Source organism: Nonomuraea sp. B208 (genome assembly GCF_057536035.1).
Genome location: NZ_BAAJOU010000003.1, coordinates 179,495 through 204,784 on the forward strand (window position 1 = coordinate 179,495; position 25,290 = coordinate 204,784).

General features: G+C 72.7%; 26 protein-coding genes. 17 read left to right on the top strand and 9 right to left on the bottom strand.

Features of this window, described 5'->3' with window-relative positions; all coding sequences use genetic code 11:
* The first annotated feature begins 9 nt into the window (after positions 1-9).
* A complete protein-coding gene (locus AC27IY_RS02140; RefSeq protein WP_487176951.1) occupies positions 10-648 on the top strand; it encodes a hypothetical protein in 639 nt (212 codons plus the stop codon).
* Here AC27IY_RS02140 and AC27IY_RS02145 read toward each other — a convergent pair.
* Genes AC27IY_RS02145 through AC27IY_RS02155 form a run of 3 tightly spaced genes read right to left on the bottom strand, consistent with a single transcriptional unit; the run spans position 645 to position 3,093 of the window.
* On the bottom strand, positions 645-1,436 hold the full coding sequence (locus tag AC27IY_RS02145; protein WP_487176952.1) for an alpha/beta hydrolase: 792 nt from the start codon (positions 1,434-1,436) through the stop codon (positions 645-647). The two genes, AC27IY_RS02140 and AC27IY_RS02145, sit on opposite strands and share 4 nt — an antisense overlap.
* Before the next feature lie 23 nt (positions 1,437-1,459).
* Positions 1,460-2,671, bottom strand: a complete 1,212-nt coding sequence (locus tag AC27IY_RS02150) for a metal-dependent hydrolase family protein (protein WP_487176953.1) — start codon at positions 2,669-2,671, stop codon at positions 1,460-1,462.
* Entirely contained in the window at positions 2,668-3,093 is a 426-nt protein-coding gene (locus AC27IY_RS02155; RefSeq protein WP_423445015.1) for a GAF domain-containing protein, read from the bottom strand. Before AC27IY_RS02155 ends, AC27IY_RS02150 begins: the two co-directional genes overlap by 4 nt.
* A gap of 136 nt (positions 3,094-3,229) precedes the next feature.
* Here AC27IY_RS02155 and AC27IY_RS02160 point away from each other — a divergent pair, with 136 nt between their 5' ends.
* Positions 3,230-4,234 carry a MurR/RpiR family transcriptional regulator gene (locus AC27IY_RS02160; RefSeq protein WP_487176954.1) on the top strand — a complete coding sequence of 335 codons (1,005 nt, stop codon included), beginning with the start codon at positions 3,230-3,232 and terminating at the stop codon, positions 4,232-4,234.
* A 154-nt stretch (positions 4,235-4,388) separates the two neighbouring features.
* Here the strand turns inward: AC27IY_RS02160 and AC27IY_RS02165 are convergent, their stop codons facing one another.
* The 3 genes from AC27IY_RS02165 to AC27IY_RS02175 all read right to left on the bottom strand — a co-directional run bounded on the left by AC27IY_RS02165 (position 4,389) and on the right by AC27IY_RS02175 (position 5,745).
* Positions 4,389-4,775: a type II toxin-antitoxin system VapC family toxin gene (locus tag AC27IY_RS02165; RefSeq protein WP_487176955.1), complete on the bottom strand. Its 387-nt coding sequence runs from the start codon at positions 4,773-4,775 to the stop codon at positions 4,389-4,391.
* On the bottom strand, positions 4,772-5,008 hold the full coding sequence (locus tag AC27IY_RS02170; protein ID WP_344204557.1) for a FitA-like ribbon-helix-helix domain-containing protein: 237 nt from the start codon (positions 5,006-5,008) through the stop codon (positions 4,772-4,774). Before AC27IY_RS02170 ends, AC27IY_RS02165 begins: the two co-directional genes overlap by 4 nt.
* A 203-nt stretch (positions 5,009-5,211) precedes the next feature.
* A complete protein-coding gene (locus tag AC27IY_RS02175; RefSeq protein WP_487176956.1) occupies positions 5,212-5,745 on the bottom strand; it encodes a hypothetical protein in 534 nt (177 codons plus the stop codon).
* Between the two features lie 163 nt (positions 5,746-5,908).
* Between AC27IY_RS02175 and AC27IY_RS02180 the strand changes: the two genes are divergently transcribed.
* The 8 genes from AC27IY_RS02180 to AC27IY_RS02215 all read left to right on the top strand — a co-directional run bounded on the left by AC27IY_RS02180 (position 5,909) and on the right by AC27IY_RS02215 (position 13,751).
* Positions 5,909-6,874: an ABC transporter substrate-binding protein gene (locus AC27IY_RS02180; protein ID WP_487176957.1), complete on the top strand. Its 966-nt coding sequence runs from the start codon at positions 5,909-5,911 to the stop codon at positions 6,872-6,874.
* A 74-nt stretch (positions 6,875-6,948) separates the two neighbouring features.
* A complete protein-coding gene (locus tag AC27IY_RS02185; RefSeq protein ID WP_344204554.1) occupies positions 6,949-7,599 on the top strand; it encodes an RNA polymerase sigma factor in 651 nt (216 codons plus the stop codon).
* A 12-nt stretch (positions 7,600-7,611) separates the two neighbouring features.
* Complete coding sequence (locus AC27IY_RS02190; RefSeq protein ID WP_487176958.1) at positions 7,612-7,884, top strand: anti-sigma factor family protein; 273 nt, start codon at positions 7,612-7,614, stop codon at positions 7,882-7,884.
* A 213-nt stretch (positions 7,885-8,097) separates the two neighbouring features.
* Entirely contained in the window at positions 8,098-9,303 is a 1,206-nt protein-coding gene (egtA, locus tag AC27IY_RS02195; RefSeq protein ID WP_487176988.1) for an ergothioneine biosynthesis glutamate--cysteine ligase EgtA, read from the top strand.
* Entirely contained in the window at positions 9,300-10,601 is a 1,302-nt protein-coding gene (gene egtB, locus AC27IY_RS02200; RefSeq protein WP_487176959.1) for an ergothioneine biosynthesis protein EgtB, read from the top strand. Before egtA ends, egtB begins: the two co-directional genes overlap by 4 nt.
* The gene (locus AC27IY_RS02205; protein WP_487176960.1) at positions 10,601-11,440 is read left to right on the top strand and encodes a class II glutamine amidotransferase domain-containing protein; all 840 of its coding nucleotides are present in this window, start codon (positions 10,601-10,603) and stop codon (positions 11,438-11,440) included. The genes egtB and AC27IY_RS02205 overlap by 1 nt, the downstream gene beginning before the upstream one ends.
* 26 nt (positions 11,441-11,466) lie before the next feature.
* Positions 11,467-12,450 carry an L-histidine N(alpha)-methyltransferase gene (gene egtD / locus AC27IY_RS02210; RefSeq protein WP_371249275.1) on the top strand — a complete coding sequence of 328 codons (984 nt, stop codon included), beginning with the start codon at positions 11,467-11,469 and terminating at the stop codon, positions 12,448-12,450.
* Positions 12,447-13,751: an aminotransferase class V-fold PLP-dependent enzyme gene (locus AC27IY_RS02215; protein ID WP_487176961.1), complete on the top strand. Its 1,305-nt coding sequence runs from the start codon at positions 12,447-12,449 to the stop codon at positions 13,749-13,751. Before egtD ends, AC27IY_RS02215 begins: the two co-directional genes overlap by 4 nt.
* 10 nt (positions 13,752-13,761) lie before the next feature.
* Here AC27IY_RS02215 and AC27IY_RS02220 read toward each other — a convergent pair whose 3' ends face one another.
* On the bottom strand, positions 13,762-15,060 hold the full coding sequence (locus AC27IY_RS02220; RefSeq protein WP_487176962.1) for a hypothetical protein: 1,299 nt from the start codon (positions 15,058-15,060) through the stop codon (positions 13,762-13,764).
* 199 nt (positions 15,061-15,259) lie between these two features.
* Here AC27IY_RS02220 and AC27IY_RS02225 point away from each other — a divergent pair, with 199 nt between their 5' ends.
* The 3 genes from AC27IY_RS02225 (at position 15,260) to AC27IY_RS02235 (ending at position 17,664) form a co-directional block, all read left to right on the top strand.
* Entirely contained in the window at positions 15,260-16,111 is an 852-nt protein-coding gene (locus AC27IY_RS02225) for an amidohydrolase family protein (RefSeq protein WP_487176963.1), read from the top strand.
* A gap of 128 nt (positions 16,112-16,239) precedes the next feature.
* A complete protein-coding gene (locus AC27IY_RS02230; protein ID WP_487176964.1) occupies positions 16,240-16,995 on the top strand; it encodes an SDR family NAD(P)-dependent oxidoreductase in 756 nt (251 codons plus the stop codon).
* Between the two features lie 129 nt (positions 16,996-17,124).
* The gene (locus tag AC27IY_RS02235; RefSeq protein WP_487176965.1) at positions 17,125-17,664 is read left to right on the top strand and encodes a hypothetical protein; all 540 of its coding nucleotides are present in this window, start codon (positions 17,125-17,127) and stop codon (positions 17,662-17,664) included.
* Positions 17,665-17,723: 59 nt separating this feature from the next.
* Here the strand turns inward: AC27IY_RS02235 and AC27IY_RS02240 are convergent, their stop codons facing one another.
* Both AC27IY_RS02240 and AC27IY_RS02245 read right to left on the bottom strand, forming a co-directional pair.
* Positions 17,724-18,470, bottom strand: coding sequence for a sigma 54 modulation/S30EA ribosomal C-terminal domain-containing protein (locus tag AC27IY_RS02240; protein WP_487176966.1), 747 nt, complete (start codon positions 18,468-18,470; stop codon positions 17,724-17,726).
* A gap of 151 nt (positions 18,471-18,621) precedes the next feature.
* Positions 18,622-19,044, bottom strand: coding sequence for a pyridoxamine 5'-phosphate oxidase family protein (locus tag AC27IY_RS02245; RefSeq protein ID WP_487176967.1), 423 nt, complete (start codon positions 19,042-19,044; stop codon positions 18,622-18,624).
* Between the two features lie 489 nt (positions 19,045-19,533).
* Here AC27IY_RS02245 and AC27IY_RS02250 point away from each other — a divergent pair, with 489 nt between their 5' ends.
* Genes AC27IY_RS02250 through AC27IY_RS02265 form a run of 4 tightly spaced genes read left to right on the top strand, consistent with a single transcriptional unit; the run spans position 19,534 to position 25,136 of the window.
* Complete coding sequence (locus AC27IY_RS02250) at positions 19,534-20,511, top strand: ABC transporter permease (RefSeq protein WP_344204540.1); 978 nt, start codon at positions 19,534-19,536, stop codon at positions 20,509-20,511.
* Between the two features lies 1 nt (position 20,512).
* Complete coding sequence (locus AC27IY_RS02255; protein WP_344204539.1) at positions 20,513-21,355, top strand: ABC transporter permease; 843 nt, start codon at positions 20,513-20,515, stop codon at positions 21,353-21,355.
* Positions 21,352-23,430, top strand: a complete 2,079-nt coding sequence (locus tag AC27IY_RS02260) for a dipeptide ABC transporter ATP-binding protein (protein WP_423473024.1) — start codon at positions 21,352-21,354, stop codon at positions 23,428-23,430. The genes AC27IY_RS02255 and AC27IY_RS02260 overlap by 4 nt, the downstream gene beginning before the upstream one ends.
* Complete coding sequence (locus AC27IY_RS02265; RefSeq protein WP_487176968.1) at positions 23,427-25,136, top strand: ABC transporter family substrate-binding protein; 1,710 nt, start codon at positions 23,427-23,429, stop codon at positions 25,134-25,136. The genes AC27IY_RS02260 and AC27IY_RS02265 overlap by 4 nt, the downstream gene beginning before the upstream one ends.
* The last annotated feature ends 154 nt before the right edge of the window (positions 25,137-25,290 follow it).

Genomic DNA, 25,290 nt, shown 5'->3' on the forward strand with positions numbered 1-25,290 from the left:
GTTTGGAACGTGACAGTGCCCCCAGCGCCCTCGGTGTCCCCACCGCCCAAGAAGGACCATCGCGTCCAGATCGTCGTCGCGATCATCGGTGCCTGCGCGGCGATCCTCGCGGCCCTCATCCCGGTGGCGATCAGCCGGTTCGACGACCCCGAGCCGACCCCGTCGCCCACCACGGCCACGCCGACCAGGGACGTCACGCCGATCGGGGACGAGACGCCGGCCGGGGACGACACGCCGTCCGCGGACGATCCGCCGGAGACCACGGCGCCCGGTCCCGACCCCGCGCTCGCCGTGCCGGAGGACTACCGGGGCTCCTGGAGCGGCCAGGTCGACTGGCGACCGCCCCTCCAGGGCTCCTACAGCACGACCCTCACCATCAGCGCCGGTTCCGTGGGCGCGATGGTCGGCCAGTTCAGCGCCCAGGGTGACACCTGCCGCGGCGTCCTCGGGCTGGAGACCGGCGGCGGGCCGATCGTGCTGCGGCTGCGGACGACGTACGACGGGGGCGGCTGCTCCAGCCTCGCCGACGTGAAGCTGACCCTGGACGACGACGGCGACCTGCGCTACGAGCTGATCGCCGCCCAGTTCCCCCAGGGGTTCGTGAACCAGCCCGCGCCGCCCGCCACGGGCACCCTCACCCGCGACTAGCGGGCCAGGTCCAGCACCGCGCGCACGATCTCGTCGCCGGCCAGCATCTCCGGGTCGTTGTGGCCCGCCCCCGGCAGCTCGACCGTCGTCACCGGGCCGCCGGCCGCCGCGGCGACCTGCCTGCTCAGGCGGGCGGGCACGATCGTGTCGGCGGTGCCGTACACGACCACCGTGGGGACGCGGACGGACGCGAGCGGGCCGGTCACCGGGAAGCGGTCGCGCAGCAGCAGCCGCACCGGCAGGAACGGGTAGTTGGCCTGGCCGGCCGCCGCCAGGTCGGTGAACGGCGAGCGCAGCACCAGCCCCTCGGGCGGGTGCGCCGCCGCCAGCCGGGTGGCCACGGCCGCGCCCAGGCTTTCGCCGAAGTAGACCACCCTGGTGTCGCCGAGGAACGCGCGGGCGGCCAGGGCGTCCAGGTGCAGGCCCTCCTCCGAGGGGCTGCCGGGGTTGCCGCCGTAGCCGCGGTAGTCCATGAGCAGCACCGGCAGGCCGTGCGCGGCCAGGGCGCGGGCCAGAGGGGCGCGGTGCAGCCGGTTGCCCGCGTTGCCGCCCGTGACCAGCACGGCGGGCGCGCCCGCGCGGGAGCCCGGCACGTACCAGGCGGACAGCCGCAGGCCGTCGCGCGTGGTGAAGGAGACGTCGCGGGCGCCGGGGAGCACCGCGCCCGCCTGCGGCACCGGCCCGGGGTCGGGCAGGTAGATCAGCCGCCGCTGGGCCAGCCACAGCAGGCCCAGCAGCAGGAGCACGACCGCGAGGACGACGAGCGCGGCGCGCGTCAGCGACGTCATCCTCACACCGTACGCGCCGCCGATCAGGCGACCACGTCGCCCGCCTGCACCACGTGGCGCAGGTGGCGGCCGGGCTCGGCCAGCACGGCGACGTCCTCCAGCGGGTCGGCGTCGAGCACCAGCAGGTCGGCGTGCGCGCCCACGGCCAGGGTGCCGATCTCGCCCGCCATCCCCACCAGCTCGGCCGCGCCCGTGGTCGCCGCGCGCAGCACGTCGAGCGGGCTCTGCACCTCCCGGCGCAGCCGGAACTCGTGGTTCTGGTGCCGCTGCATGCCGCCGAGCAGGTCCGTGCCGTAGGCCAGCTTGACGCCGCCGCGCGCGGCCCGCTCCAGCGCGGTCAGCCCGGCCTCCAGCACCGCGTCCACCTTGTGCCAGCTCGCCGCCGACAGCCCGAACGCGCGGCCCTCCTCCTTCAGCGCCCAGTACGTCACCAGCGTCGGCACCAGGAACGCCTCGCGCTCCAGGAACAGCTCCACGCTGCGGTCGTCGATGAGGTTGCCGTGCTCGATCGAGCGCACCCCCGCCTCCAGCGCCCGGTTCACGGCGCGGGCGGTGTAGGCGTGGGCGGCCACGTACCGGTTGGCGGCCTCGGCCTCCTCGACGATCGCGCGCAGCTCCTCCATCGAGTACTGCGTCGAGTCGATGCGGTCGGTCGGCGAGGCCACGCCGCCGGAGGCCATGACCTTGACGTGGCTCGCGCCCTTGCGCAGCTCGTCGCGGGCGGCCGCGCGGACCGCGGCCACGCCGTCGGCGATCCGGCCGACGCCCGCGCAGCACGGGTGGTCGTCCGTCAGGCGCTCGCCCCGGCCGCGGAAGTCGGCGTGGCCGCCGGTCTGGCTCAGCGCCTTGCCGCAGAACAGCAGCCGCGGGCCCCGAATCAGCCCCTCCGCCTGCGCGTCGGCCAGTCCGAAGTCGGCGCCGGAGTTGTCGCGTACGGTGGTGAAGCCCCGGGCCAGCGTCTCGCCCATGATGCGGGCGGCGTGCGCGGTCACGTACGACGGCGACATCGCGGGCAGCGCGCCGAGGTCCGCGGTCAGCGCCGTGACGTGCACGTGGGCGTCGATGAGGCCCGGCACCACGTACGCGCCCGCGCCGTCGATCACCCGCGTCCCGTCGGGGGCGCGCAGGCCGGTGCCCGTCTCGGCGACGCGGCCGTCGGCGCAGCGCAGGTCGCCCTCGGCGTACTCGCCGGTCTCGACGTCGAGGACGCGTACGTTCCTCAGCAGCAGGCTCAACGGACGGCGTCCCGGAGGGCGGGGACGGCCAGCGGGGCCAGCTGCTCGGCCGCGGCGACGGAGGCGTCGTCGTAGGCGCCCTCGGCGTCGAGCAGGTTGAGCACGCCGACGACCTCGCCGTCCTCGACCACCGGCACGTTGATGACCGCGCCGCAGCCCAGGCTCTCGATGAGCGCGTGGTCGGCGAAGATGCCGCGCACTGCGGCCCGGTCCGGCCCGAGGTACGGCCTGCGCCCCTCGATGCACGTGGCCAGCCAGCCCTGCGCGATCTCCACGCTCTTCTCCCCGCCCACCGGGTACTGCTCGGGGTGGCTGGTGTGCACCCGGCGCAGCGCCCGCCGCTCCGGTATCCAGGCCAGCACCGTGAACAGCCGCACGCCGACCTCGTCGCGCACGCGCTCCTGCAGCTCCTCGAACGTCATCTCGTCGTCCCCTCCTTGGCGATCGCGCAGCAATTTATAGTGCAGAACAGTGCAATTGCAATGGTCTTTGCAGATTGCTCGCGTGCGGAGGGCGTAGCATGATCGGCGGATCTGGAGGCCGGGGAAGAGGGAACTCGTGAGCGAGCGCGCCACCGACGATCTCGAAGGCTGGCTGCGGAGCCGCACCCCCGAGCGCGGGCTGCGCGGCAAGTCGGCCGCGGTGCTGGAGCTGCTGCTGTCGCAGCCGCGGCGGGCCTCGTACGGGTCGGCGGGGGAGCTCGCCCAGCTCGCCGGCGTCAACGTCGCCACCGTCACCCGCACCGCGCAGGCGCTCGGCTTCGCCGGCTGGCCCGCCCTGCAGCAGGAGCTGCGCGCCCGCTACCTGTCCTCGCTCAGCGCCGGCCAGGTCGCCGCCGAGCACCGCGCCGAGGACCGGGCCGAGCACCGGGCCGAGCACCGGGCCGAGCACCGCGCCGAGGACCGGGCCGAGCACCGGGCCGAGGGCCGGGCCGAGGGCCGGGCCGGTCGGGTCGCCGCCGACCGCCGCGGCACCGGCTCACCGGGCGCGCGCTCGCTCCGCCGCGACCTCGACGGCCTCGCCGTGCTCAACCGGCGGCTCGACGAGCGCGTGCTGACCACGATCGCCGAGGCCGTCGCCGCCGCCCGCCGCACCACGATCGTCGCCGACGGCAGCTACGCCGCCGTCGGCCTGGCCCTCGCGCACAACGCCCGGCTCGCCGGCTACCCCGTGCGGACCGTCACCGCCGGCTCCGAGCTGGCCAACGCCATGGCCGACGTCGGCGAGGGCGACGTGCTCATCGCCGTCAGCTTCTGGCGCCTGTACGAGAACACGGTCCTCGCCGCCAACGAGGCGCGGGCGCGCGGGGCGCGCGTCTTCGCCGTGACGGACGCGGCCAGCCCCGCACTGGCGGCCGCGGCCGAGGAGGTGGTGCTGGTGCCGGCCGAGGGGGAGGCGTTCTTCCCGTCGCTGACCGCCGGCATCGCCGTGGCGCAGGCGCTGGTCACCCAGCTCGCGGCGGTGGACCCGGCACGTACGGGGGCGGCGATCGAGGCCGCCGAGTCCATGTGGACCCGCTTCGGCCTCCTCCACCGCCACCCGTCCCCGCCCCCGCCCGTCTGACCAGGACCGGCGGGCCGCCATCAGCAGATGCTGCGGCCTGACCGACGATGACCTGCGTGGATGAGGCCAGGCCAAACCGGCCCGAGGGCCGGGCCAGGAAGTGACGAAGCCGAGCGTCGAGCGGTGGCGCGGCGCCCCAGGACGGATCGAGCGATCAGCAGAGGTCGACGTCGATGTAGTTGCAGGCCACTTTGTGGATCTTCTCGTCCGTGGTGACCAGGGCGCAGTTCAGCGCTTCGGCCAAGGCGACATATGTGGCGTCGTACCCGTTGAAATTGGCTCGTAGGTCCCAGGCGCGATCAGCGGTCTCGTCGTCGGCGTGGCGGGTGAACGGCAGGCCCGACTTGACGATCCGGGCTCCCTCGGCGCGGGCCGCGCTGATCTTGCCGCCGAGGAGCAGGCCGCGCACGGCGTTGCGGAACTCGTAGTCGAGTAGGTGGGGGATGTGGAGCCGGTTCTCGGCGACGCGGGCGAGCAGCCCGTCTGTGGGGGCGTCTCCGGCCAAGGCCTCGACGAGCGCCGAGCTGTCGATGACGATCACGACTCGCGGATCTTCCTTATCTCGGTGACGACCTCGTCATGACTCGCTCCGCCACCAAGTGAGCGGAGGGCCTCCAGCCGCTCTCTGATCGTGTCCGGAGCGGGAGTGGCGGCGACCTCGGTGAGGATGCCGGCCACGTAAGCCGACAGTGACATGCGCTGACGCGCCGCCCGCGCTTTCAGCTCGGCGACCACTTCCGCGTCCAGTCCTCTGACCTGCAACGTGGCATCCATACTGCAAGCATAGTGCTGTTCTCGCATAGATGGCATGCAGACCAGCGGAGACTGAATCGTGGGCGCGGCATGTGACGTGCGGCATGTGGCCTGCCGTTCGCCCCGACACGCCTGGACTTCGACGGCGCCAAGTCCGTATTGGCGGAGCCTGTCCGCCTGCAGCACTCCAGTGGTCGCTGACCGCTTCGCCCGCGTGCGGACGGTCAGAGCCAGCTGGCGCGGAGGCTGGTGGCGGTGGTGGCCTCGTCGGGGGTGGCGGTGGCGCGGACGCGGTCCAGGAGGCGGCCGACGACCTCGACGATCTCCGGGGCGCGTTCGCGCAGGCCGGTCACGTCGGCCGGGGTCGCCTCGCCCGGGTCGGCGCCGACCTCCTTCAGCACGCCCTCCAGGTCGGACAGCCGCTCGGCGAGCCACTGCAGCGGCTCACCCGACAGCGCGTGGTCGAACACGCGCCGGCCCGGCTCCCAGCCGTTCATGCCCGGGTGGTGGTGGGTGCGGTCGAAGCTGCCCGGCGTGCCGGACACCGACTCCAGCAGGTCCACGCGCCACAGCGGGCGCTCGACGGTGATCGGCCGGGCCGAGTAGATTGAGCCCTTGAGGTCGCTCTGTTCGAGCCGGCGCAGCTCCAGGCGTACGCCGCGCTCGGCGCCCTCCTGGCCCCGCTCCGGGTTGGGATCGACGAAGTAGATGTCACTCACGGCCACGCCGATCTGCTCGAAGCCGAACAGGTAGAGCATGGGGAACCACTTCCTTCGCAGATGGCAGCCAGGACGCCTCCCGCCCAACGTAACCCGGCGCGCCGGGCCCGGCCAGCCCGGCCGGCGCCGCTCGCCGACAGGGCGTACATGATCATCTTCCGATACGCTCTCCTGTCCGTCGCCGCACAGTGAGGAGAGGCACGTGCCGAAGCGGTTCGCTCGCGTCCTGGCCGTCCTGGTGTTGTCCGGCCTGTCGGCCGTCGCCTGCGGGGGCGCCGACGCCCCGCCGCCGTCCCCCGAGCCGAGGCCGGCGCCGGAGAAGGCGGAGATCCGGGTGGGCTTCGTGCCGCTGGCCGACGCCGCGCCGTTCTTCATCGCCCTGCGCAAGGGCTATTTCGCGGAGGAGGGGCTGACCGTACGCGCCGTGGGGGCCACCGGCAGCGGCATGGCGGTGCCGACGCTGGAAACGGGCGGCCTCGACGTCGCGCAGACCGACTACGTCACCACGTTCATGGCCGACGCCGCGGGCAAGTCGCTCCAGCTCGCCGGGGTCATGGCGGAGGCGGCCGAGGACAGCTACGGGCTCGTGGTCCCCGCGGACTCCCCGATCACGTCCGTACGGAAGCTCAAGGGCAGGACCGTCGCGGTCAACAACCTCAACGGGCTCGCCACGCTGACCGTCCAGCGCATGCTGAAGGACGCGGGGCTGGACGCGCATGACGTCCGGTTCGCCGAGGTGCCCTTCCCCGAGATGAGCGGGCGGCTGAAGTCCGGGGACGTGGACGCGGCCTGGGCGGGGGAGCCGTTCCTCAGCGGCCCAGAGGGCCTGCGCCGGCTGGTGGACCCCGTGCCCGGCCGCCTCCGGGGCTGGCCGACCAGCGGGTGGATGGTCACAGAGAAGTGGCGGGCGGAGAACCCGCGCACCCTCACCGCCTTCCAGCGGGCGCTGGCCAGGGCGCAGCGGGTGGCCGCCGACCGCAAGGAGGTCGAGGCGGTGCTGCCGACGTACACCAAGCTCTCGCCGCAGGCCGTCACGCGGGTGTCGGTCGGGACCTTCCCCACGGCCGCCGACCCAGGACGGTTGCAGCAGGTGGCCGACGTCCTGGAGAAGCACGGCTACCTCAAGGGCCCTCTCGACGTCACGTCCCTGCTGGCCACCACCGGCTGAGCGACCCCTCGGTGCGATCTTCGGCCGCCGGATGTGATGATGACGAAGAGCGTCGGACCGGGGAGGAAACGATCGTGGCGTCTTTCGCGGGCGGCGCGCTGCCCCCGGACCACGTCATCGTCACGGCCCTGCGGGCGGGCGACGAGGCGATGTTCGCCGCGTTGCTCGACACCTGGTCGCGGGGCATGCTGCGGGTCGCCAGATCCTACGTCTCGACCGACGACTCGGCCGAGGAGGTCGTGCAGGACACCTGGCTGGCGGTGATCGGCGCGATCGACGACTTCGAGGGCCGCTCGTCGGTGCGTACATGGGTCTACCGGATCCTGGTCAACGCCGCCAAGAAGCGCGGCCTGCGGGAGAGCCGTACGCTGCCGTGGAGCGCGCTCGAATCCGACGGCGGGCCGGGCGTGGACCCGTCGCGCTTCCATGCCTTGGACACCGGCCTGCCGGGGAGCTGGAAGGTGCCTCCGGCGGCGTGGCCGACGCCGGAGAACCAGGCGCTCGCCGCCGAGGTACGCGGCCTCATCGCCGAGGCGCTGGCCGAGCTGCCGCCCCGGCAGCGCATCGTGATCACTCTGCGCGACGTGGAGGGGTGCACGTCCGAGGAGGTTTGCGACATCCTGGACATCTCACCGGCCAACCAGCGGGTGCTGCTGCACCGTGCCCGGTCAGTGGTCCGGGACCGGCTGGAGGGCTACTTCCGGTCGGTGATGGCGGCAGAATAGGTGAAACGGTTCATGGGCACAGAGGGTAAGGCGGGCAGCGTCGTGAAGCGGTTCACGTGCGGCGAACTGGTGGAAGTCGTCACCGCCTACCTCGACGACGTGCTCGACGAGCAGGACCGCGCCGCCGTCGAGGGCCATCTCGCCTGCTGCGCCGACTGCGGCCGCTACCTCGACCAGCACCGCGCCACCGTCCGCGCCGTCGCCGACCAGCCGCGGGAGCAGCTCTCGCGGCCCGTCCGCGACCGGTTAATGGCGGCTTTCAAGGCCCGGCGCCCGTCGTCCTGAGACTCCCGGAACCGTCGTCCTGAGATTTCCGGAAGGTCGTCTGTAACGTTCGCGCGGCTCGCGGATCTGTAGCTCCATGCGCCATGCGAGGGGAGCCCGATGACCGCCAGGCCCGCCGCACGCTCACGTCCGCCCGTGATCCCGCCCCTGCCCGCACCCGTGCCCGCGCCCCTGCCGGCGGACCTGCCCGGGGACCCGGCGTCTTTCGAAGCAGTGGCCGAGTTCGCCCGCGCCTGCTTCCGTGAGCCCGCCCGGGACGGCGGCGGGGGCGGGCGCGTGGGGGTCGAGCTGGAGTTCCTCGTCCACGACCGGGCCGCGCCCGAGCGGCACGTCCCCATCGACGAGATCGCGCGGGCCCTGCCCCCGCTGCCCGGCGGGAGCCAGGTGACGTTCGAGCCCGGCGGCCAGCTCGAACTCTCCGGGCCCGCGGCCCCGCTGGCGGAGGCCGTCACCGCGATGGCCGGCGACCTCGGCCTCGCCCGCCGGGCGCTCGCCGGCGCCGGCCTCGCCCCGGCCGGAGTGGGCCTCGACCCGGTGCGCCCGCCCCGCCGCCAGCTCCGCCTGCCGCGCTACGACGCGATGGCCGAGTTCCTCGGCGGCCCGTACGGCCCGCTGATGATGTGCTCGACCGCCTCCGTCCAGGTCAACCTGGACCTGGGGGAGCGGCCCGGCGTGCGGTGGGAGCGGGCGCACCTGCTCGGCCCCGTGCTCGTCGCCGCCTTCGCCAACTCCCCGCTCGCCGGAGGCCGCCCCTGCGGCTGGATGTCCGGCCGGCAGGCCGTCTGGGAACGCCTCGACCCCACCCGTACGGCCCCCGTCCCCGCCACCGCCGACCCCGCCGAGGCCTGGGCGGGCTACCTGCTCGACGCCCGCCTCATGCTGGTACGGGACGGCCCGGACCGCTGCCGCCCGGCCCGCGGCGGCGTCACCTTCCGCGACTGGCTCGCCGGCCGTCCCGGTGCGCCAGGCCGGCCGCCCACCCTCGCCGACCTGGCCTACCACGCCACCACCGTGTTCCCGCCGGTCCGGCCGCGCGGCTGGCTGGAGCTGCGCTACCTCGACGCCCAGCGGCCGGACGTCTGGCCGGTGTGCGTGGCGGTCACGTACGCGCTGATCATGGACGACCGGGCCGCCGACGCCGCGCTCCAGGCCGCCGAGCCGTGCCGCGACCTCTGGAGCGAGGCCGCCCGCCACGGCCTCGCCGTGCCCCGGCTGGCCCGCGCCGCCGAGGCGTGCTTCCGCGCCGCGCTGGAGGCGCTGCCCCGCCTCGGCGCGGGCCCCGTACTGACCGGCGAGGTGGCGGCGTTCGCCGACCGGCACGTGAGCCGGGGCCGCTCGCCCGCCGCCGACCTGATCGAGACGGTGACACGAGGACCGGGCCACCCGCCGGCCTGGCTGACCGAAGGGAAGGACGCATGACCGACCTCAAGGAACGCATCGCCGCCCAGCTCACCGCGGTGCGCGACCGGTCGCTCGCCTACACCGCCGCCGAGGACGACCTGCTCGTCCGCCAGCACTCGCCCCTCATGTCCCCCCTGGTGTGGGACCTCGCGCACGTCGGCAACTATGAGGAGCTGTGGGTGCTGCGGGCGGCCGCCGGGATCACCCCCTTGCGTCCCGAGATCGACGACATCTACGACGCGTTCAAGACCCCGCGCAGGGACCGCCCGTCCCTGCCGTTCCTGCGTCCGGCGGAGGCCCGCGACTACATCGGCGGCGTACGCGGCCGGGTGCTCGACGTCCTCGACGCGGTGGACCTCGCCGACCCGAGCCCGCTGCGCCGCGACGGGTTCGTGTTCGGGCTGGTCATCCAGCACGAGCACCAGCACGACGAGACCATGCTGGCCACGCTCCAGCTCGCCGGCCGGCCGGGCGTGGTCCGCGACGGCGACCTGCCGCCCGGCCTCTCCGCGGGGCCCGAGGAGGTGTACGTGCCGGCGGGGGAGTTCCTCATGGGCACCGACAGCCTGCCCTGGGCGTACGACAACGAGCGGCCCGCCCACCGGGTGGACCTGCCCGCGTACTGGATCGACCGGCTGCCCGTCGGCAACGCCGCCTACGCCGCGTTCATCGAGGACGGCGGTTACCACGACGCCCGCTGGTGGACGCCCGAGGGCTGGCGGTGGCGGCAGGAGAACGGCGTGTTCGGGCCGCTGTTCTGGACCAGGGAGGGCGGCACGTGGTGGCGTACCCGCTTCGGGCGGACCGAGCCGGTGCCGATGGACGAGCCCGTGCAGCACGTCTGCTGGTACGAGGCCGACGCCTACGCCCGCTGGGCGGGCAAACGGCTGCCCACCGAGGCCGAATGGGAGAAGGCCTGCGGCTGGGACGCCGCCGCCGGGCGCGCCCGCCCGTACCCGTGGGGCGAGCAGGACCCGACGCCCGAGCTGGCCAACCTCGGCCACCGGGCGGCCCGGCCCGCGCCGCTCGGCGCCTATCCGGGCGGCGCCAGCCCGTACGGGGCCGAGCAGATGGTCGGCGACGTGTGGGAGTGGACCGCCACCTGGTTCGACGGCTATCCCGGCTTCCGCGCCTTCCCCTACCGGGAGTACAGCGAGGTGTTCTTCGGCCGCGAGTACCGGGTGCTGCGCGGCGGGTCGTGGGCCGCCGACCCGGCCGCCGTCCGCACCACGTTCAGGAACTGGGACTATCCGATCCGGCGGCAGATCTTCACCGGCTTCCGCTGCGCGCGTACCGCGGCGCCGGAGGAGCGCTGATGTGCCGGCACGCCGCCTGGCTCGGCGCTCCCCGCACGCTTGCCGAGCTGATCCACGAGCCCGAGCACGGGCTGCTCAGGCAGTCGTACGCGCCGCGGCGGCAGCGCCACGGGACGGTCAACGCCGACGGCTTCGGCATGGGCTGGTACGACCCCGGCCTCACCACGCCCGAGCCGATCCGCTACCGCCGCTCGATCCCCATGTGGGCCGACGCCAACCTGCCGGGGCTCGCCCGGGTCGCCCGGTCCGGGTGCCTGCTGGCGGCCGTACGGTGTGCCACCGTCGGCATGCCGGTCGAGGAGAGCGCCACCGCGCCGTTCACGGAGGGGCGCTGGCTGCTCAGCCACAACGGGCGGGTCGACCGGGACGCGCTCCGCGATCTCGCCGAGGGGGCGGAGAGCGCCTGCGACAGCGCCTGGCTGGCGGCGGCCGTCTTCCGCCGCCTCCGCGCCGACTGCAGCCCCACCCCCGCCCCCGGCACCGCGCCCGTCACCGCGCCCGGCATCGCGCCCGGCACCGCCCCCGGCACCGCCCCCGCCACCGCGCCCGCTGCGGTCGCCGCGTCCGACGTCCCGGCCGGGGCCGCGCTGGGGGAGGCGCTGGCCGAGGTCGTGACCAGCGCCGCCGCCAAGGACCCCGTGGCCCGCCTCAACCTGCTCGCCTGCGACGGCGTCACCCTCGCCGCGACCGCCTGGGGCGACACGCTCTTCCACCGGCCGCACCCGGACGGCGTCCTGGTGGCCAGCGAGCCGCTCTGCGACGGCCCCGGCTGGCAGGCCGTGCCCGACCGGAGCCTGCTGCTCGCCACCGCCGACGGACTGCGCGTCCAGCCGCTCTGACTTCCGCTCACGCCTGGGGAGACCTCGTGCCCGTCAGCCACCAGTCCACCGTCCAGCTGATCAACCACCTCGACCGCGACTACCTGCGCCTGGCACTCGAACAGGACGTCCGCGCCGGCCTGGCCGCCACGCCCAAGTGGTTGCCGCCGAAATGGTTCTACGACGAGGCGGGCAGCGAGCTGTTCACCCGGATCACCCGGCTGCCCGAGTACTACCCGACCCGCCGCGAGCTGGCCATACTCCGCGCCGAGGCGGCCGGGCTGGCGGCGGCGAGCGGCGCGGACACCCTGGTCGAGCTCGGCTCGGGGACCAGCGAGAAGACCGTGCTGCTCCTCGACGCGCTCCGCGAGGCGGGCACGTTGCGTACGTACACACCGGTGGACGTGGACGCCGTCACCCTCCTCGCCGCCGCCAGGCGGCTGGCCGCCCGCTGTCCCGGGCTCGTCGTACGGGCGGTGTGCGCCGACTTCGAACGTCACCTCTCGCTGCTGCCGCGTACCGGCCGCCGGATGGTCGCCTTCCTCGGCGGCACCATCGGCAACCTCGGCCCGGACGCCCGCCGCGCCTTCCTCAAGGAGCTGCGCGGCAACCTGCGGCCGGGCGACACGTTCCTGCTGGGCGCGGACCTGGTGAAGGACCGGGACCGGCTGGTCGCGGCCTACGACGACGCGGCCGGGGTGACCGCCGCCTTCAACCGCAACGTCCTGCGGGTGCTCAACCGCGAGCTGGACGCCGCCTTCGACCCCGACGCCTTCGCCCACGTCGCCCTGTACGACGAACGCCACCAGTGGATCGAGATGCGCCTGCGCGCCACCCGCGCGATGCGCGTCCCCATCGCCGCGCTCGACCTGACCGTGGACTTCGCGGAGGGCGAGGAGCTGCGTACCGAGATCAGCGCCAAGTTCCGGCCGGCCGGGCTGCGGGCCGAGCTGGCCGCCGCCGGTTTCACGGTGCGCCGCTTCCACACCGACCCGGCCGGCGACTTCGCCCTGCTCCTCGCCCAGGCATGACCTCGCCGCCCACCACCGGTACGGCCTGCCCGGGCGCGGCGTGGCGGGCGGCCCGCGCCGTCCTGCCGCCCGGGCACCTCGACGCGGCCGGCTGCAACGTGCCCGGCGACCGTACGCTCGACGCCGTCATCGGCCACCTCCACCTGGAACGGGAACGCGGCGGCTACCCAGCGGAACCAGACCTCACGGACACCCGCACGGCCCTGGCGGCCTTGACCGGCGCGGCCCTCGGCACGGTGGCGGGCGCAGTGCCGGGCGCGGTACCGGGGGTAGTGCCGGGTGCGGTGGCTGGCGTGGCGCCGAATGCGGTGCCGGATGCGGTGCCGGGTGCGGTGGCGGGCGCGGTGGCGGGCGCGGTACCGGGCGCGGTGCCGGGTGCGGTCCCCGGTGACGTCGCCTTCGCCGAGAGCGGGACCGCTGCCATGGCCGCGCTGCTCGGCGGCTGGCGGCTGCCGCCGGGCAGCCGCGTCGGCCACCTCCGCACCGAGTACGGCAGCACCCTCATGCTCCTGCGCCGCCTCGCCGCCGACCGCGCATGGACCCTCGTCGAGCTGCCCGCCGACGCCGACGGCCGGGCGGACCTGGACGGCCTGCGCGAGCGCCTGTCCGCGGGCCTGAGCCTGGTCACCGTGCCCCACATCGCCTCCCACCATGGCGTCGTACAGCCCGCCGCCGCGATCGGCGCGCTGTGCCGGGCCGCCGGGGTCCCGCTGGTGCTGGACGCCTGCCAGTCGTTCGGCCACGTGGACATCACCGGCGCCGGCGCCACCGCGTACGTCGGCACGTCCCGCAAGTGGCTCGCGGGCCCGCGCGGCGTCGGCTTCCTGATCGTCCCCGGCCTCACACCCGCCATGGACGCCCCTTTCCCCGCCCTCCACGGCCACGCCGACGGCGTCCCGCTGCCGGGGGCCGTCCGCTACGAGGGCGCGGAGGCGGCGATGGCGGCACGCGTCGGTCTCGGGGAAGCCGTACGCGAGCACCTGGCACTCGGCCCCGCCGCCGTCCACGCCCACCTGGCCCACCTGGGCCGGACCACCCGCCGGACGCTCGACGGCGCGGGCGGCTGGCGCGTACGCGAACCACTCGACGAGCCCTCCGCCCTCATCACCCTCCGCCCGCCGCCCGGGGACTCGGCGGCGGCCGCCAGAGCCCGCGCCGCCCGCGCGAACCTCCTCGTATCCGTGGTCCCGACGGCGAGAGCCCCACTAGACCTCACCGAACCCGTCCTACGCGTCTCCCCACCCCCAGGCACGCCCCCGGAGACCTTGACCGCCCTCGCCCGCGTCCTGTCCGAACGCTGATCGCCCTGTCTCAGAGGTCGGCGAGCCGCCCGATCAAGGCGGACCGCCGCTTGTGGCGCTCGCGCAGCCCACCGAGATAGGCGGCGAACCCGGCCTCGTCACCCAGCCCTTGCTGCACCACCCGGAGCCGGATCAGCAGCTCCGCCGCCTGGTTGTAGCGAATGTGCTCCGTGTCGGCGAGATAGTCGTCGATGAGCCGCTGGTAGGGGCCGACGACATCGGCGGGCCGTTCGCGCTCCCTCCGCGCGATGAGCGTCAGCCACTGCTCGCCGGGCACCTCGCCGGGAGCGGCGGCCAGCGCCGCCTGCCACGCCTCCTCGTGCGCCCCCTCCGCCGTCAGCACGGTGACCACGTACGACACCTGCCCCTTCGCCCGGAGATAACCGAGCGCTCCGGGCCGCGACGCCTCCCACACCCCGGCCCGCTCGGCGGTCTCCCGCAGCTTCCCGTACCGATCCGGGTCGGGAACGTGCTCGAACGCGGCCTTACGCACCGCGACGGCCTCGCCGGCGTCCCCCCGCTCCAGCAGCAGCCCGACCAGCAGATTGCGCAGCTTCGCCGCGGCGACGGGATCGACCGGCTCGGCCGCCAGCCCGCGCCGCGCCCACTCCTCGGCGTCGGCGGCCCGCCCGTGGTCACGAAGCACTGTGGCGACGGCCAGGAACCGGGCCGTGCTCCGCAGGTCCTCCGCCAGAACGGCCATATAGGCGTCGAGGTCGCCCGCCAGCTCGGCAAGCTGCTCGCGCAACTCCCGTACGCCCCGCTCCGCCGCCGGTGAGCCCTGTCCGTAGCCGGAACACCGCTCCTCCACCAGCCGCGCACACGCGTCCAGGCCATCGGGCCCGAGCGAGGGCGCGAAGTCCCGCACCGCCACCCGGAGCAGGCCGGGGCCGTCGAGCCACATCCCCACCAGCCAGGCGGCCAGCGCCTGCGGCGGCGGGGGTGCGTCCGCGCAGGCACGCGCGTACAGCCTCATGAGCTCGGCCAGATCGTCGCCGACGATGCCGGAGGAGCCTCCGAGCGCCTCGGCGACCCGCTCGATCGCGCTGCGGAGCCCATCGCGCACGGCGCCCGCCTGCCCGTTCCGCAGAGCCCGCTCACCGTGCTCGATCACCTCACGCACCCGCCGCGGATCGGCGCCCGACTCACGCCGCAACCCGTCGACCGACTCGCGCAGCCCTTCGGCGTCAGCCGCCCGCAGGTACGCGACCAGCGCCTCCAGGTCCTCGTACGGGTGCCGGCGCAGAAACCGCCCCAGCTCCCCGGCCAGCTCCGGATACTCCCGCCGCAGCCCACGCCCACCTTCCACAGATCGCGCTCTCTGTCTTCCTCAGCGTTCCGGTCGCCGCAGGACTTTTCCGGGCCTCGGCCCCCAGAGGGCGTGATCCTTGTGATCACGCCCTCTGTTTTGACGCGGACATGGGATGTATGCCGGGGGCAGAGGTCCCGATTCGCGGAAGCCTCGTCCACTCTGGCCGAGACATGGGATGTCTGTTACGTTGCCGCTCATGGACCGCATCGACGCACATCACCACGTATGGGACCTGGCCGCCCGTCCGCACGGCTGGCTCGACCCGGAGCCCATGGCCCCCGTGCGGCGGACGTTCACCCTCGACGACCTGGCCGGGCCCGCCGCCGCCGCGGGAGTGAGCCGGACGGTGCTCGTGCAGGTGCTGGCCGACCTGGACGAGACGCGTGAGTTCCTCGGCTTGGCCGCCGCGTCGGAGCTGGTGGCGGGGGTGGTCGGATGGGTGGACCTGACCGCGGACGACGTGGCCGGGACGCTCGCCGCGCTGCCGCCGGGGCTGGTGGGGGTGCGGCACGGGGTGCAGTCGGAGCCGGACCCCGCCTGGCTCAACCGGCCGGACGTGCGGCGGGGCCTCGCCGCCGTCGAGGCCGCCGGGCTCGCCTACGACCTGCTCACGCTGCCGCACCAGCTTCCGGCCGCCATCGACACCGTACGGGCGCTCCCGGGGCTGACGTTCGTGCTGGACCATCTGTCGAAGCCGCCGATCGCCTCGGGCGAGCTGGAGCCGTGGCGGAGCCGGGTACGGGAGCTGGCCGCGCTGCCCAACGTGTACTGCAAGCTGTCCGGGATGGTGACCGAGGCCGACTGGGCGGGCTGGCGGGTGGGTGACCTGCGGCCGTACGCGGAGGTGGTGCTGGAGGCGTTCGGGCCGGAGCGGGTGATGTTCGGCTCCGACTGGCCGGTGTGCCTGCTGGCCGCCGAGTACGCGCAGGTGGCCGAGGCCGCCGAGGAGCTGTGCGCGGGGCTGACGGAGGGCGAGCGGGCCGAGGTGTTCGGCGGTACGGCACGGCGGGCGTACAAGCTGCCTGAGGCGGCGGCCGGCTCGCGTTGAGACGCCCCCTGGTACGCCCCTGGGTACGACGGCGGGAGTAGGCCGGTCGTCTCCCCACGTCCGATGACCGCCGCACGCTTCCGGGACACGGTGGAGTCCTGGCCGTCGCCGTCGGAAGGGGAGGCATCGTGATTTATCCGGATTTAAGGGGCAAGGTGGCCCTGGTCACCGGCGGGTCCGGCGGCATCGGCGGAGGCACCGCCAGGCTCCTGGCCGAGCAGGGCGTGCGCGTCGCCGTCAACGGCCGCGACCCCGCCGCCATCGCCGCCGTCGTCGAGGACCTCGGTGACGCCGCCATCGGGGTGCCCGCCGACGGCACCGACTTCGCCGCCGTCGAGGCCATGCGTGCCGAGGTCGAGCGGCGGCTCGGGCCGGTGGACGTGCTGGCGGCCTTCGCCGGAGGCGGCACCGGGCGGCCCGTGCCGCTCGACCGGCTGAGCGAGGACGACTGGCACGCCACCCTGGACGCCAACCTGACCTCGACGTTCCTCGTGCTCAAGAGCGTCCTGCCGGGCATGCGCGAGCGCCGGGCCGGCTCGATCGTCACCATGGCGTCGCTGGCCGCCCGCCTGCCGACGGGGGCCTCGGTCGCGTACACGGCCGCGAAGGCCGGCGTGATCGCGCTCACCCGGCAGCTCGCCCACGAGCTCGGCCCGGCCGGGGTCCGGGTCAACTGCGTGTCGCCGTCCACGATCATGACCGAGCGGCTGGCCGGACGCCTGCCGGAGGAGCATGTACGGCGCCTGCTGGCCGGGCACCCCCTCGGGCGGCTCGGCACGCCGCTCGACGTGGCCCACGTGACGGCCTTCCTGGCCTCCGACGCCTCGTCCTGGCTCACCGGGCTCACCATCGACGTCGCGGGCGGCACGTGGATGCCGGCGTGACCAAGGTCCCTGCCCAAGGTCCCGCGGGCTTCGGGCCCTAGTGCTCTGCGATCCCGGCGGCGGAAACGGTGTCATAGAGGTGTCAGAGCGACACCGGACCGCAAGCCGGATCCCCCAGAGGAGCCCACGATGGCGACCATCTTCCACCCCCGCACCGTCCACCCCGAAATCGTCGCCACCACCGACACCCCCGCCAAGAACCCCGTCCAGTACGTCTGGGCCGCCGCCCGCGTCGCCCTCGGCTGGGTCTTCCTCTGGGCCTTCCTGGACAAGACCTTCGGCTGGGGCTTCGCCACCCCGGCGGCCAAGGCCTGGATCAACGGCGGCAGCCCCACCACCGGCTTCCTCAAGGGCACCGGCGAGAACGCCCTCGGCGGCCTGTTCACCGCGCTGGCCGGACAGGTCTGGGTGGACTGGCTGTTCATGCTCGGCCTCCTCGGCGTCGGCGCCGCGCTCGTCCTCGGGGTCGGCACGCGGATCGCCGCCGTCGCCGGCGCCCTGATGATGGCCCTGATGTGGGCCGCCGAACTGCCCCTCACCACCAACCCGTTCATGGACGAGCACATCGTCTACGCGATCGTCCTGGCCGGCCTGGCCCTCGCCGACGCCGGAGCGACCCTCGGTCTCGGCAACCTGCGGATCGTCCGCGAGCACGAATGGCTCAAGTGACGCCCCGCCCCACCGGTGCCCGGCCCCTCGAAGGGGCCGGGCATCACTGCTGTCCGGGGTCAGTGCAGGGTGGTGACCAGGCCGTACGCGCCGTCCGCCCGGCGGTGGACCACCTGGCCGGCGCCGCTGCCGGCGTCCGCGAAGAACACGTACGGGAAGCCGCCCAGCTCCAGCCGCTCGACGGCGGCCGCGACGCTCAGGCGGGGCGCGGCCTCCGTGGCGACCGAGACGGCCGCGCAGGTCGGCGGCGGCAGCTCGGGCCGCGGATCGAGGCGCACCAGCCGGTAGCCGCCGCCGGTCCGGTGGACGAGGCAGTCCCCGCCGGTCACCGGGTCGACGAAGAGCAGGAAGTCGTGGTCGAGCTGGTCCATCTCCACGACCGCCTCGTCCGGGACGGCGCGCACCGCCGACAGGACCCGGACGATCCGCGGCTCCCCGGCGCTCCGGCCGGCCCGGGGCTTGTCGTGGTGGTGGCGTCCCCGGCGGTTCTCCCAGTCGCGGGTGCTCTCCAGCAGCCGCGTACGCAGCCGGTCGCCGAGCAGGTGGATGGCGGCGCGGGTGGAGGCCGCGCCGGCCCTGGCCCTGATGAGCCGTCCCTGGACGTCCAGCACGGCCTCCGCCGTGCGGCGCTCCTCGGGGCCGGGCGCGGCGGCGAGCGTGACCTTCGCGCCGAGCACCGGCTCGTGCGCGAGCCGGGACAGCTCGGCGACGGTCTGCCTGGCGCGCCTGACGTCACCGGGCCGGACCCCGCCGCGGATCTTGATCTGCACGTCGGCGGGGTCGAGGGCGATGGGCCTGTGCCTCATGGGCGAGCACCTTCTTCGCGTTGATCGCGTTCGGTTGGTGCTACCACCCTCTGACCGGGGATGATCACGCGGCCAGGGACTTTCGTCCCGCCGGGGGCGGGACCTTGGCCCCGCCGCGACGGCGGGGCGGGCGCCTTCAGGAGGCGTCGTCTCAGGAGGCGTCGTCGAGCGGGACCAGCTCGAAGCCGTTGACGATCTCCGGCTGGATGCTGATCACCTGGTCCATGCCGCCCTGCACCCACGGCTGGAGCAGCTCCTTGAACCGCTCCGCCTCCTGGGGGTCGGTCACCGGACGGGCGATGCCGGTGACGATCACGCTCCAGCCCACCCGCTCGTACGGGTCCAGGTCGTCGGCCTCGAACGCGACCACGGCCGCGGCGGGCGCGACCTCCTTGCTCAGCACCGTGCCGGGGTTGGTGCGGATGACCACCCGGCCGTCGGCCACGACGTGGTTCACCGGGCGGACCGCGGGGAGCGCGTGCAGGGTGAAGACGACCCGGCCGAACGGCACGGACGCCAGCCGTCGCAGGGCCTCGGCCTCGGACAGTTCCTTGAGATCGCGTGCCGCCGTCATCCGGAACCGCCCATCGCGTTACACATCACCCCTCCATCGTGCCGCCCCGCCTGGGATGCCAGGTAGGGACCAAAGACCCTATCTGGACGGCCCGCCGCCCACGGGAGGAGCCGGGCCCCGTGAAGGGCGGCACGGGCGGGATCACAATCGCCGGCCGTGGGCCCTCACGTGGATCACTTAGGCGGCCCGCCAATTCATGTCCGGATTCTGTGACACAACTCATGCCGGACGCCCTTTGGCGCGCCTAAAAGGCCGACGTTTCCGCAGGTCACAGGGGGTGTGGAGCGAGTGTCCAAGGACTGTCACGATCTATTGTTGGTGATCTGACCGTTATGTGACCTAGTTTCTGACTGTTATATTTTTGGCCATATTCTGCGCCTTGATCGCCGTCTGCACGGTCAGTGTCATTTCCCGATCGCGGACGGCTTTACGTTGCGGAGGCGCCTCTCCACCCCGAGGTGCGCCCCCCGTCAGCGCGAACGGAGAGTAATGGGCAAGTACCTGCTACGCAGGTTGGCGATAAACGTGATCCTGGTCGCCGTGGCGGCCAGTCTCGCGTACATGCTCGCCGCCAGCACGATGAGCCCTCGGGCCGCGTACCAGGGCCGCCAGCCTCCGATCCCCGAAGCGACGATCGACGCCACGCTCGACATGTACAACCTCAACGACAAGGTTCCCGTGCTCCAGCGCTACGCGACCTGGGCCACGGGCGTCGTGCAGGGGGACTTCGGCAAGACCTGGAACGGCGGCTCGGTCAACGACGAGATGGGCCGGCGGATCTTCGTCAGCCTCCGGCTGCTGCTGATCGGCACGCTGCTCGGCTTCGCGATCGGCATCGGGCTGGGAGCCATCTCGGCGGTCAAGCAGTACAAGGCCACCGACCGGTTAATAGGCGTCTCCTCGTTCGTGGTGCTGGCGATCCCCGTCTTCGTGCTGGCGACGCTGCTCGCGATCGCGACGTACAACCTGAACCGCGGGCTCGGGTTCACGCTCATCGAGTACACCGGTGAGTACAACCCGCAGCTGTCGGGCTGGGACCAGTTCCTCAACCGGCTGAACCACCTGATCCTGCCGACGATCTCGCTGAGCCTCGGCTCGATCGCCTTCTACAGCCGCATCCAGCGCAACATGATGCTCGACGTGCTCGGCCAGGACTTCGTCCGCACCGCGCGGGCCAAGGGCCTGCGCCGTAGGACGGCGCTCACCAAGCACGCGCTGCGGACCGCGCTGATCCCGTCCGCGACGTACTTCGCGTTCGCGTTCGGGACGATGTTCACGGGAGCGACCTTCACCGAGAAGATCTTCGCCTGGCACGGCATGGGCGCCTGGCTGGTCGACTCGATCAACGCCCAGGACGTCAACTCCGTCGCCGCGGTGACCTTCTTCACCGCGATCTGTGTCCTGTTCGCCGCCTTCCTGTCGGACCTGCTGGTGGCGGCGCTCGACCCGAGGGTGCGGGTGAGCTGAGATGCGTACCAAGGTCGTCCTGCGGCGGCTGGTGGCCAACCGGCAGGCCCGCTACGGCTCCATCGCCCTGCTGCTGCTGGTGCTGGTCGCCTACATCGGCCCGTACTTCGGCGCGTACGCCTGGACGGAGAAGGACTTCCTGGCCTTCCTGTCGCCGCCCGACGGCGACCACTGGTGGGGCACCACCTCGATCGGCCAGGACATGTACGCGATCACGCTGCGCGGCATGCAGAAGTCGATCGTGATCGGCCTCCTGGTGGCGCTGATCTCGACCGGGCTGGCCGCGATCGTCGGCGCGTTCGCCGGATATTTCGGTGGATGGGCGGATCGGATCCTCATGTGGGGCGTGGACCTGCTCCTCGTCCTGCCCAGCTTCCTGATCATCGCCATCATCTCGCCGCGCCTCAAGTCGGGCTCCTCGTGGCTCTGGTTCGTCGTGCTGCTCGCGGCGTTCTCCTGGATGATCACCTCCCGGGTGGTCCGGAGCATGACGATCTCGCTGCGCGAGCGCGAGTACGTCCTGGCCGCCGTCTACATGGGCATCCCGCGCTGGAAGATCATCTTCCGGCACATCGTGCCCAACCTGTCCTCCCTGCTGATCATCGACGCGACGCTCAACGTCTCCTCGGCGATCATCGGTGAGGCGGCGCTGTCCTTCTTCGGCTTCGGCATCCAGCCACCGGACGTCTCGCTCGGCACGCTGATCGCCGCCGGCTCCGGCAACGCCACCGGCTACCCCTGGCTGTTCGCCTTCCCGGCGGGCGCGCTGGTGCTCCTCGTGCTCAGCGTGAACCTCATCGGCGACGGCCTGCGCGACGCCCTCGACCCCGGGAGCAACTCGTGAGCATCTTGGAGGTCAAGGACCTCACCGTCACCTTCCCCGGCGGCGTCCAGGCCGTGCGCGGGGTGTCGTACGAGGTCGAGCGCGGCGAGGTGCTCGGCATCGTCGGCGAGTCCGGCTCCGGCAAGTCCGTGACCTCGCTCGCGGTCATGGGCCTGCTCCCGCCGAACGCCGTCGTCAGCGGCTCGGCCAAGCTGCACGGCCGCGAGCTGCTCGGCATGGACGACGACGAGCTGGTCAAGATCCGCGGCAAGTCCATCAGCATGATCTTCCAGGACCCGCTGTCGGCGTTCACGCCCGTCTACACGATCGGCGACCAGATCGCCGAGGCCGTGCGCATCCACCAGCGGATGCCGAAGGACAAGGCCGCCAAGCGGGCCGTCGAGCTGCTCGACCTGGTCGGCATCCCGCACCCGGACGTGCGGGCCAAGTCGTTCCCGCACGAGTTCTCGGGCGGCATGCGGCAGCGCGCGATGATCGCCATGGCCATCGCCAACGACCCCGACCTGCTCATCTGCGACGAGCCGACCACCGCGCTCGACGTCACCATCCAGGCCCAGGTGCTGGAGGTGCTGAAGACCGCGCAGCAGGAGACCGGCGCCGGCATCGTGATGATCACCCACGACCTCGGCGTCATCGCCGGCATGGCCGACCGGGTGCTCGTCATGTACGCGGGCCGGCCGGTCGAGCAGGGGCCGGTGGACGATCTCTACTACCGGCCGCGCATGCCGTACACGATGGGCCTGCTCGCCTCGATCCCGCGGATCGACGGCGAGGAGGGGCCGCTGGTGCCGATCGAGGGCAACCCGCCCTCGCCGTCGTCGCTGCCGCCCGGCTGCCCGTTCGCGCCGCGCTGCCCCATGCGGGTGGACATGTGCGACGACGAGGAGCCGCCGCTCATCCCGTTCGGGCCCGGCGGCGGGCGCAGCGTGGCCTGCATCCGCTCCCACGAGATCGAGCACAAGGGCCTGACCGGCGCCGACGTGTTCCCCGTGCCGGTGATCCCGCCGAGCGAGGTGGTCCGGGTGCCGCGCGCCGAGCGCGCGACGGTCCTGGAGCTGGACGACATGATCCGGCACTACCCGCTCATGAAGGGCGCGGTGTTCAAGCGCCGGGTCGGAACGGTCTACGCCGTGGACGGCATCACCCTCGACATCGCCGAGGGCGAGACGCTGGCCCTGGTCGGCGAGTCGGGCTGCGGCAAGACCACCACGCTGCAGCAGATCATGCAGCTCGCGCCGCCGGAGGGCGGCCGGGTGGTCGTGCTCGGCAAGGACAGCGCCAAGATCGACAAGGCCATGCGCCGGGCGCTCCGCCGCGACGTGCAGATCGTCTTCCAGGACCCGATGGCCGCGCTCGACCCGCGCATGCCGGTTCAGGACATCATCGCCGAGCCGCTGCGCGCCCACGGCCGCAAGGACGTGCGGGCCCGGGTCGCGGAGCTGCTGGAGCTGGTCGGGCTGTCGCCCGAGCACGCCGAGCGCTACCCGAGCCAGTTCTCAGGAGGTCAGCGCCAGCGCATCGGCATCGCCCGCGCGCTCGCGCTGGAGCCGAAGCTGCTCGTCCTGGACGAGCCGGTCTCGGCACTCGACGTCTCCATCCAGGCGGGTGTGATCAACCTGCTGGAGGAGCTGAAGAACACCCTGGGGTTGTCGTACCTCTTCGTCGCCCACGACCTGGCCGTGGTCAGGCACCTGGCCGACCGGGTGGCCGTGATGTACCTCGGCAAGATCGCCGAGATCGGCACGGTCGAGGAGGTCTACGACCGCCCCGCGCATCCCTACACGCAGGCGCTGCTGTCGGCGATCCCGCTTCCGGACCCCGAGATGGAACGCACCCGGAAGCGGATCCTGCTCGAAGGCGACCTGCCCAGCCCGGCGAACCCGCCCACGGGTTGCCGGTTCCGCACCCGCTGTCCCAAGTTCGCCACCCAGCTCAACGAGGCGGAGCGGCAGCGGTGTGTGGACGAAGAGCCCTCGGTTGCTCGGCTGGCCGGCGCCGTGGACCACGGCGCCGCCTGCCACTACGCGGAGGAGATCGAGGTCATCACGGCCTCGGACGATCAGGAGGAAAAGTGAAGGTTCGTTACCGGGCGACCGCGGGGATCGCGGTTCTGGCCCTGGCCGTCGCGGCTTGTGGCGGTGGTGGCGGCGAAGCCAAGAAGCCGAGCGCCGAGCAGACGCAGCAGGCTCAGGAGCAGATGTCGCAGACTCCGGCCATCAGCATCAACGCGGTGCCGTACGAGCAGGTCAAGGACGGCGGCACGCTGACCCTGGCCGTCGGCCAGTGGCCGCAGCAGTGGAACGGCAACCACGTGGACGGCAACCAGGCCGACACGGCGGACATGCTCGACGTGATCATGCCGCAGCCGATCGTGTTCGACGAGCAGGCGCAGTGGTCGGCCAACCCGGACTACCTCTCCGACGTCAAGAACGAGCTGAGCGCCGACAAGCACGTCGTCACGTACACGATCAACGACAAGGCGAAGTGGTCGGACGGCACGCCGATCACCTGGGAGGACTTCGAGGCCGCCTGGAAGGTCAACAGCGGCAAGGACAAGAAGTACAAGCCGGCCTCCACCGACGGCTGGGACCGGATCGAGTCGGTCACCAAGGGCGACACGGACAAGGTCGCCGTCGTGACCTTCACCAAGCCGTACCCCGAGTGGATGGGCCTGTACTCGCGCTCGCCGCACCTGTACCCGGCCAAGCACATCCTGGACGCGGACAAGTACGAGAACGACTACAAGGGCAAGATCCCCGTCACCGCGGGCCCGTTCAAGGTCGAGAAGATCGACGAGGGCACCAAGACGCTCACGCTGGTGCGTGACGACAACTGGTGGGGCAAGAAGGCCAAGCTCGACAAGATCATCTTCCGTGGCATCGAGTCGCCGGAGGCGCAGGTCAACGCCTTCGCGAACGGCGAGCTCGACGGCGTCGAGATCCCGTCCGGCGCCCCGGCCGAGCTGAAGCGCGCCAAGGAGGTCCCGAACGTGGACATCCGCAAGGCGCTCAGCCCGAACTGGCGGCACATCACGGTCAACAACGTCAGCGCGAACCTGAAGGACAAGACCGTCCGCCAGGCCATCGCGTACGGCATCAACCGTGACGTGATCACGCAGTCCGACCTCAAGGACATGGACTGGCCGCTGCAGACGCTCGGCAACCACGTCTTCATGAACAACCACAAGGGCTACGTCGACAACTCCGGCGACCTCGGCAAGTACAACCTGGAGAAGGCCAAGCAGCTCCTCGACCAGGCCGGCTGGAAGCAGGAGGGCGAGTACCGCAAGAAGGACGGCAAGGAGCTCGAACTCAGCTTCGTCATCCCGACGGGCACCCCGGTCGCGCAGACCGAGGGTGAGCTGACCCAGGCCATGCTCAAGGAGGCCGGGGTCAAGGTCAACATCCGCCCGGTCCCGGTCGACAAGTTCTTCGTGGACTACGTCATCAAGGGCGACTTCGACCTGGTGCCGTTCTCCTGGATCGGCACGCCGCTGCCCATCGGCGGCCTGTCCCAGATCTACAAGACCGGCTCCGAGAGCAACTTCCCCAAGGGTAGCGACCCGGCCCTGGACGAGGCCATCGAGGCGGCCGTGAGCGAGCTCGACCCGGAGCAGGCCATCGTCAAGGCCAACGCCGCGGACAAGCTCATCTGGGACATGGTGCACACGATTCCGCTGTACCAGCGTCCCGACATCCAGGCGGCGAAGAAGACCCTCGCCAACTGGGGCGCGAAGGGCTACAAGTCCTACGACTACTCGATGGTCGGCTTCACCGGCTGATCTCGGTCAACCCCTGCGAAACCCCCGTCCGGCCTTGCGCCGGGCGGGGGTTTTCCCTTGGTGCCGTAGGTGAAAGTTTCACCTACTCCAGGGCGTTCGCGCTGGTGCCGGGGGAGGGGCGGGCGGCGTGGATGGGCGCGCTGGTGCCGGTGAC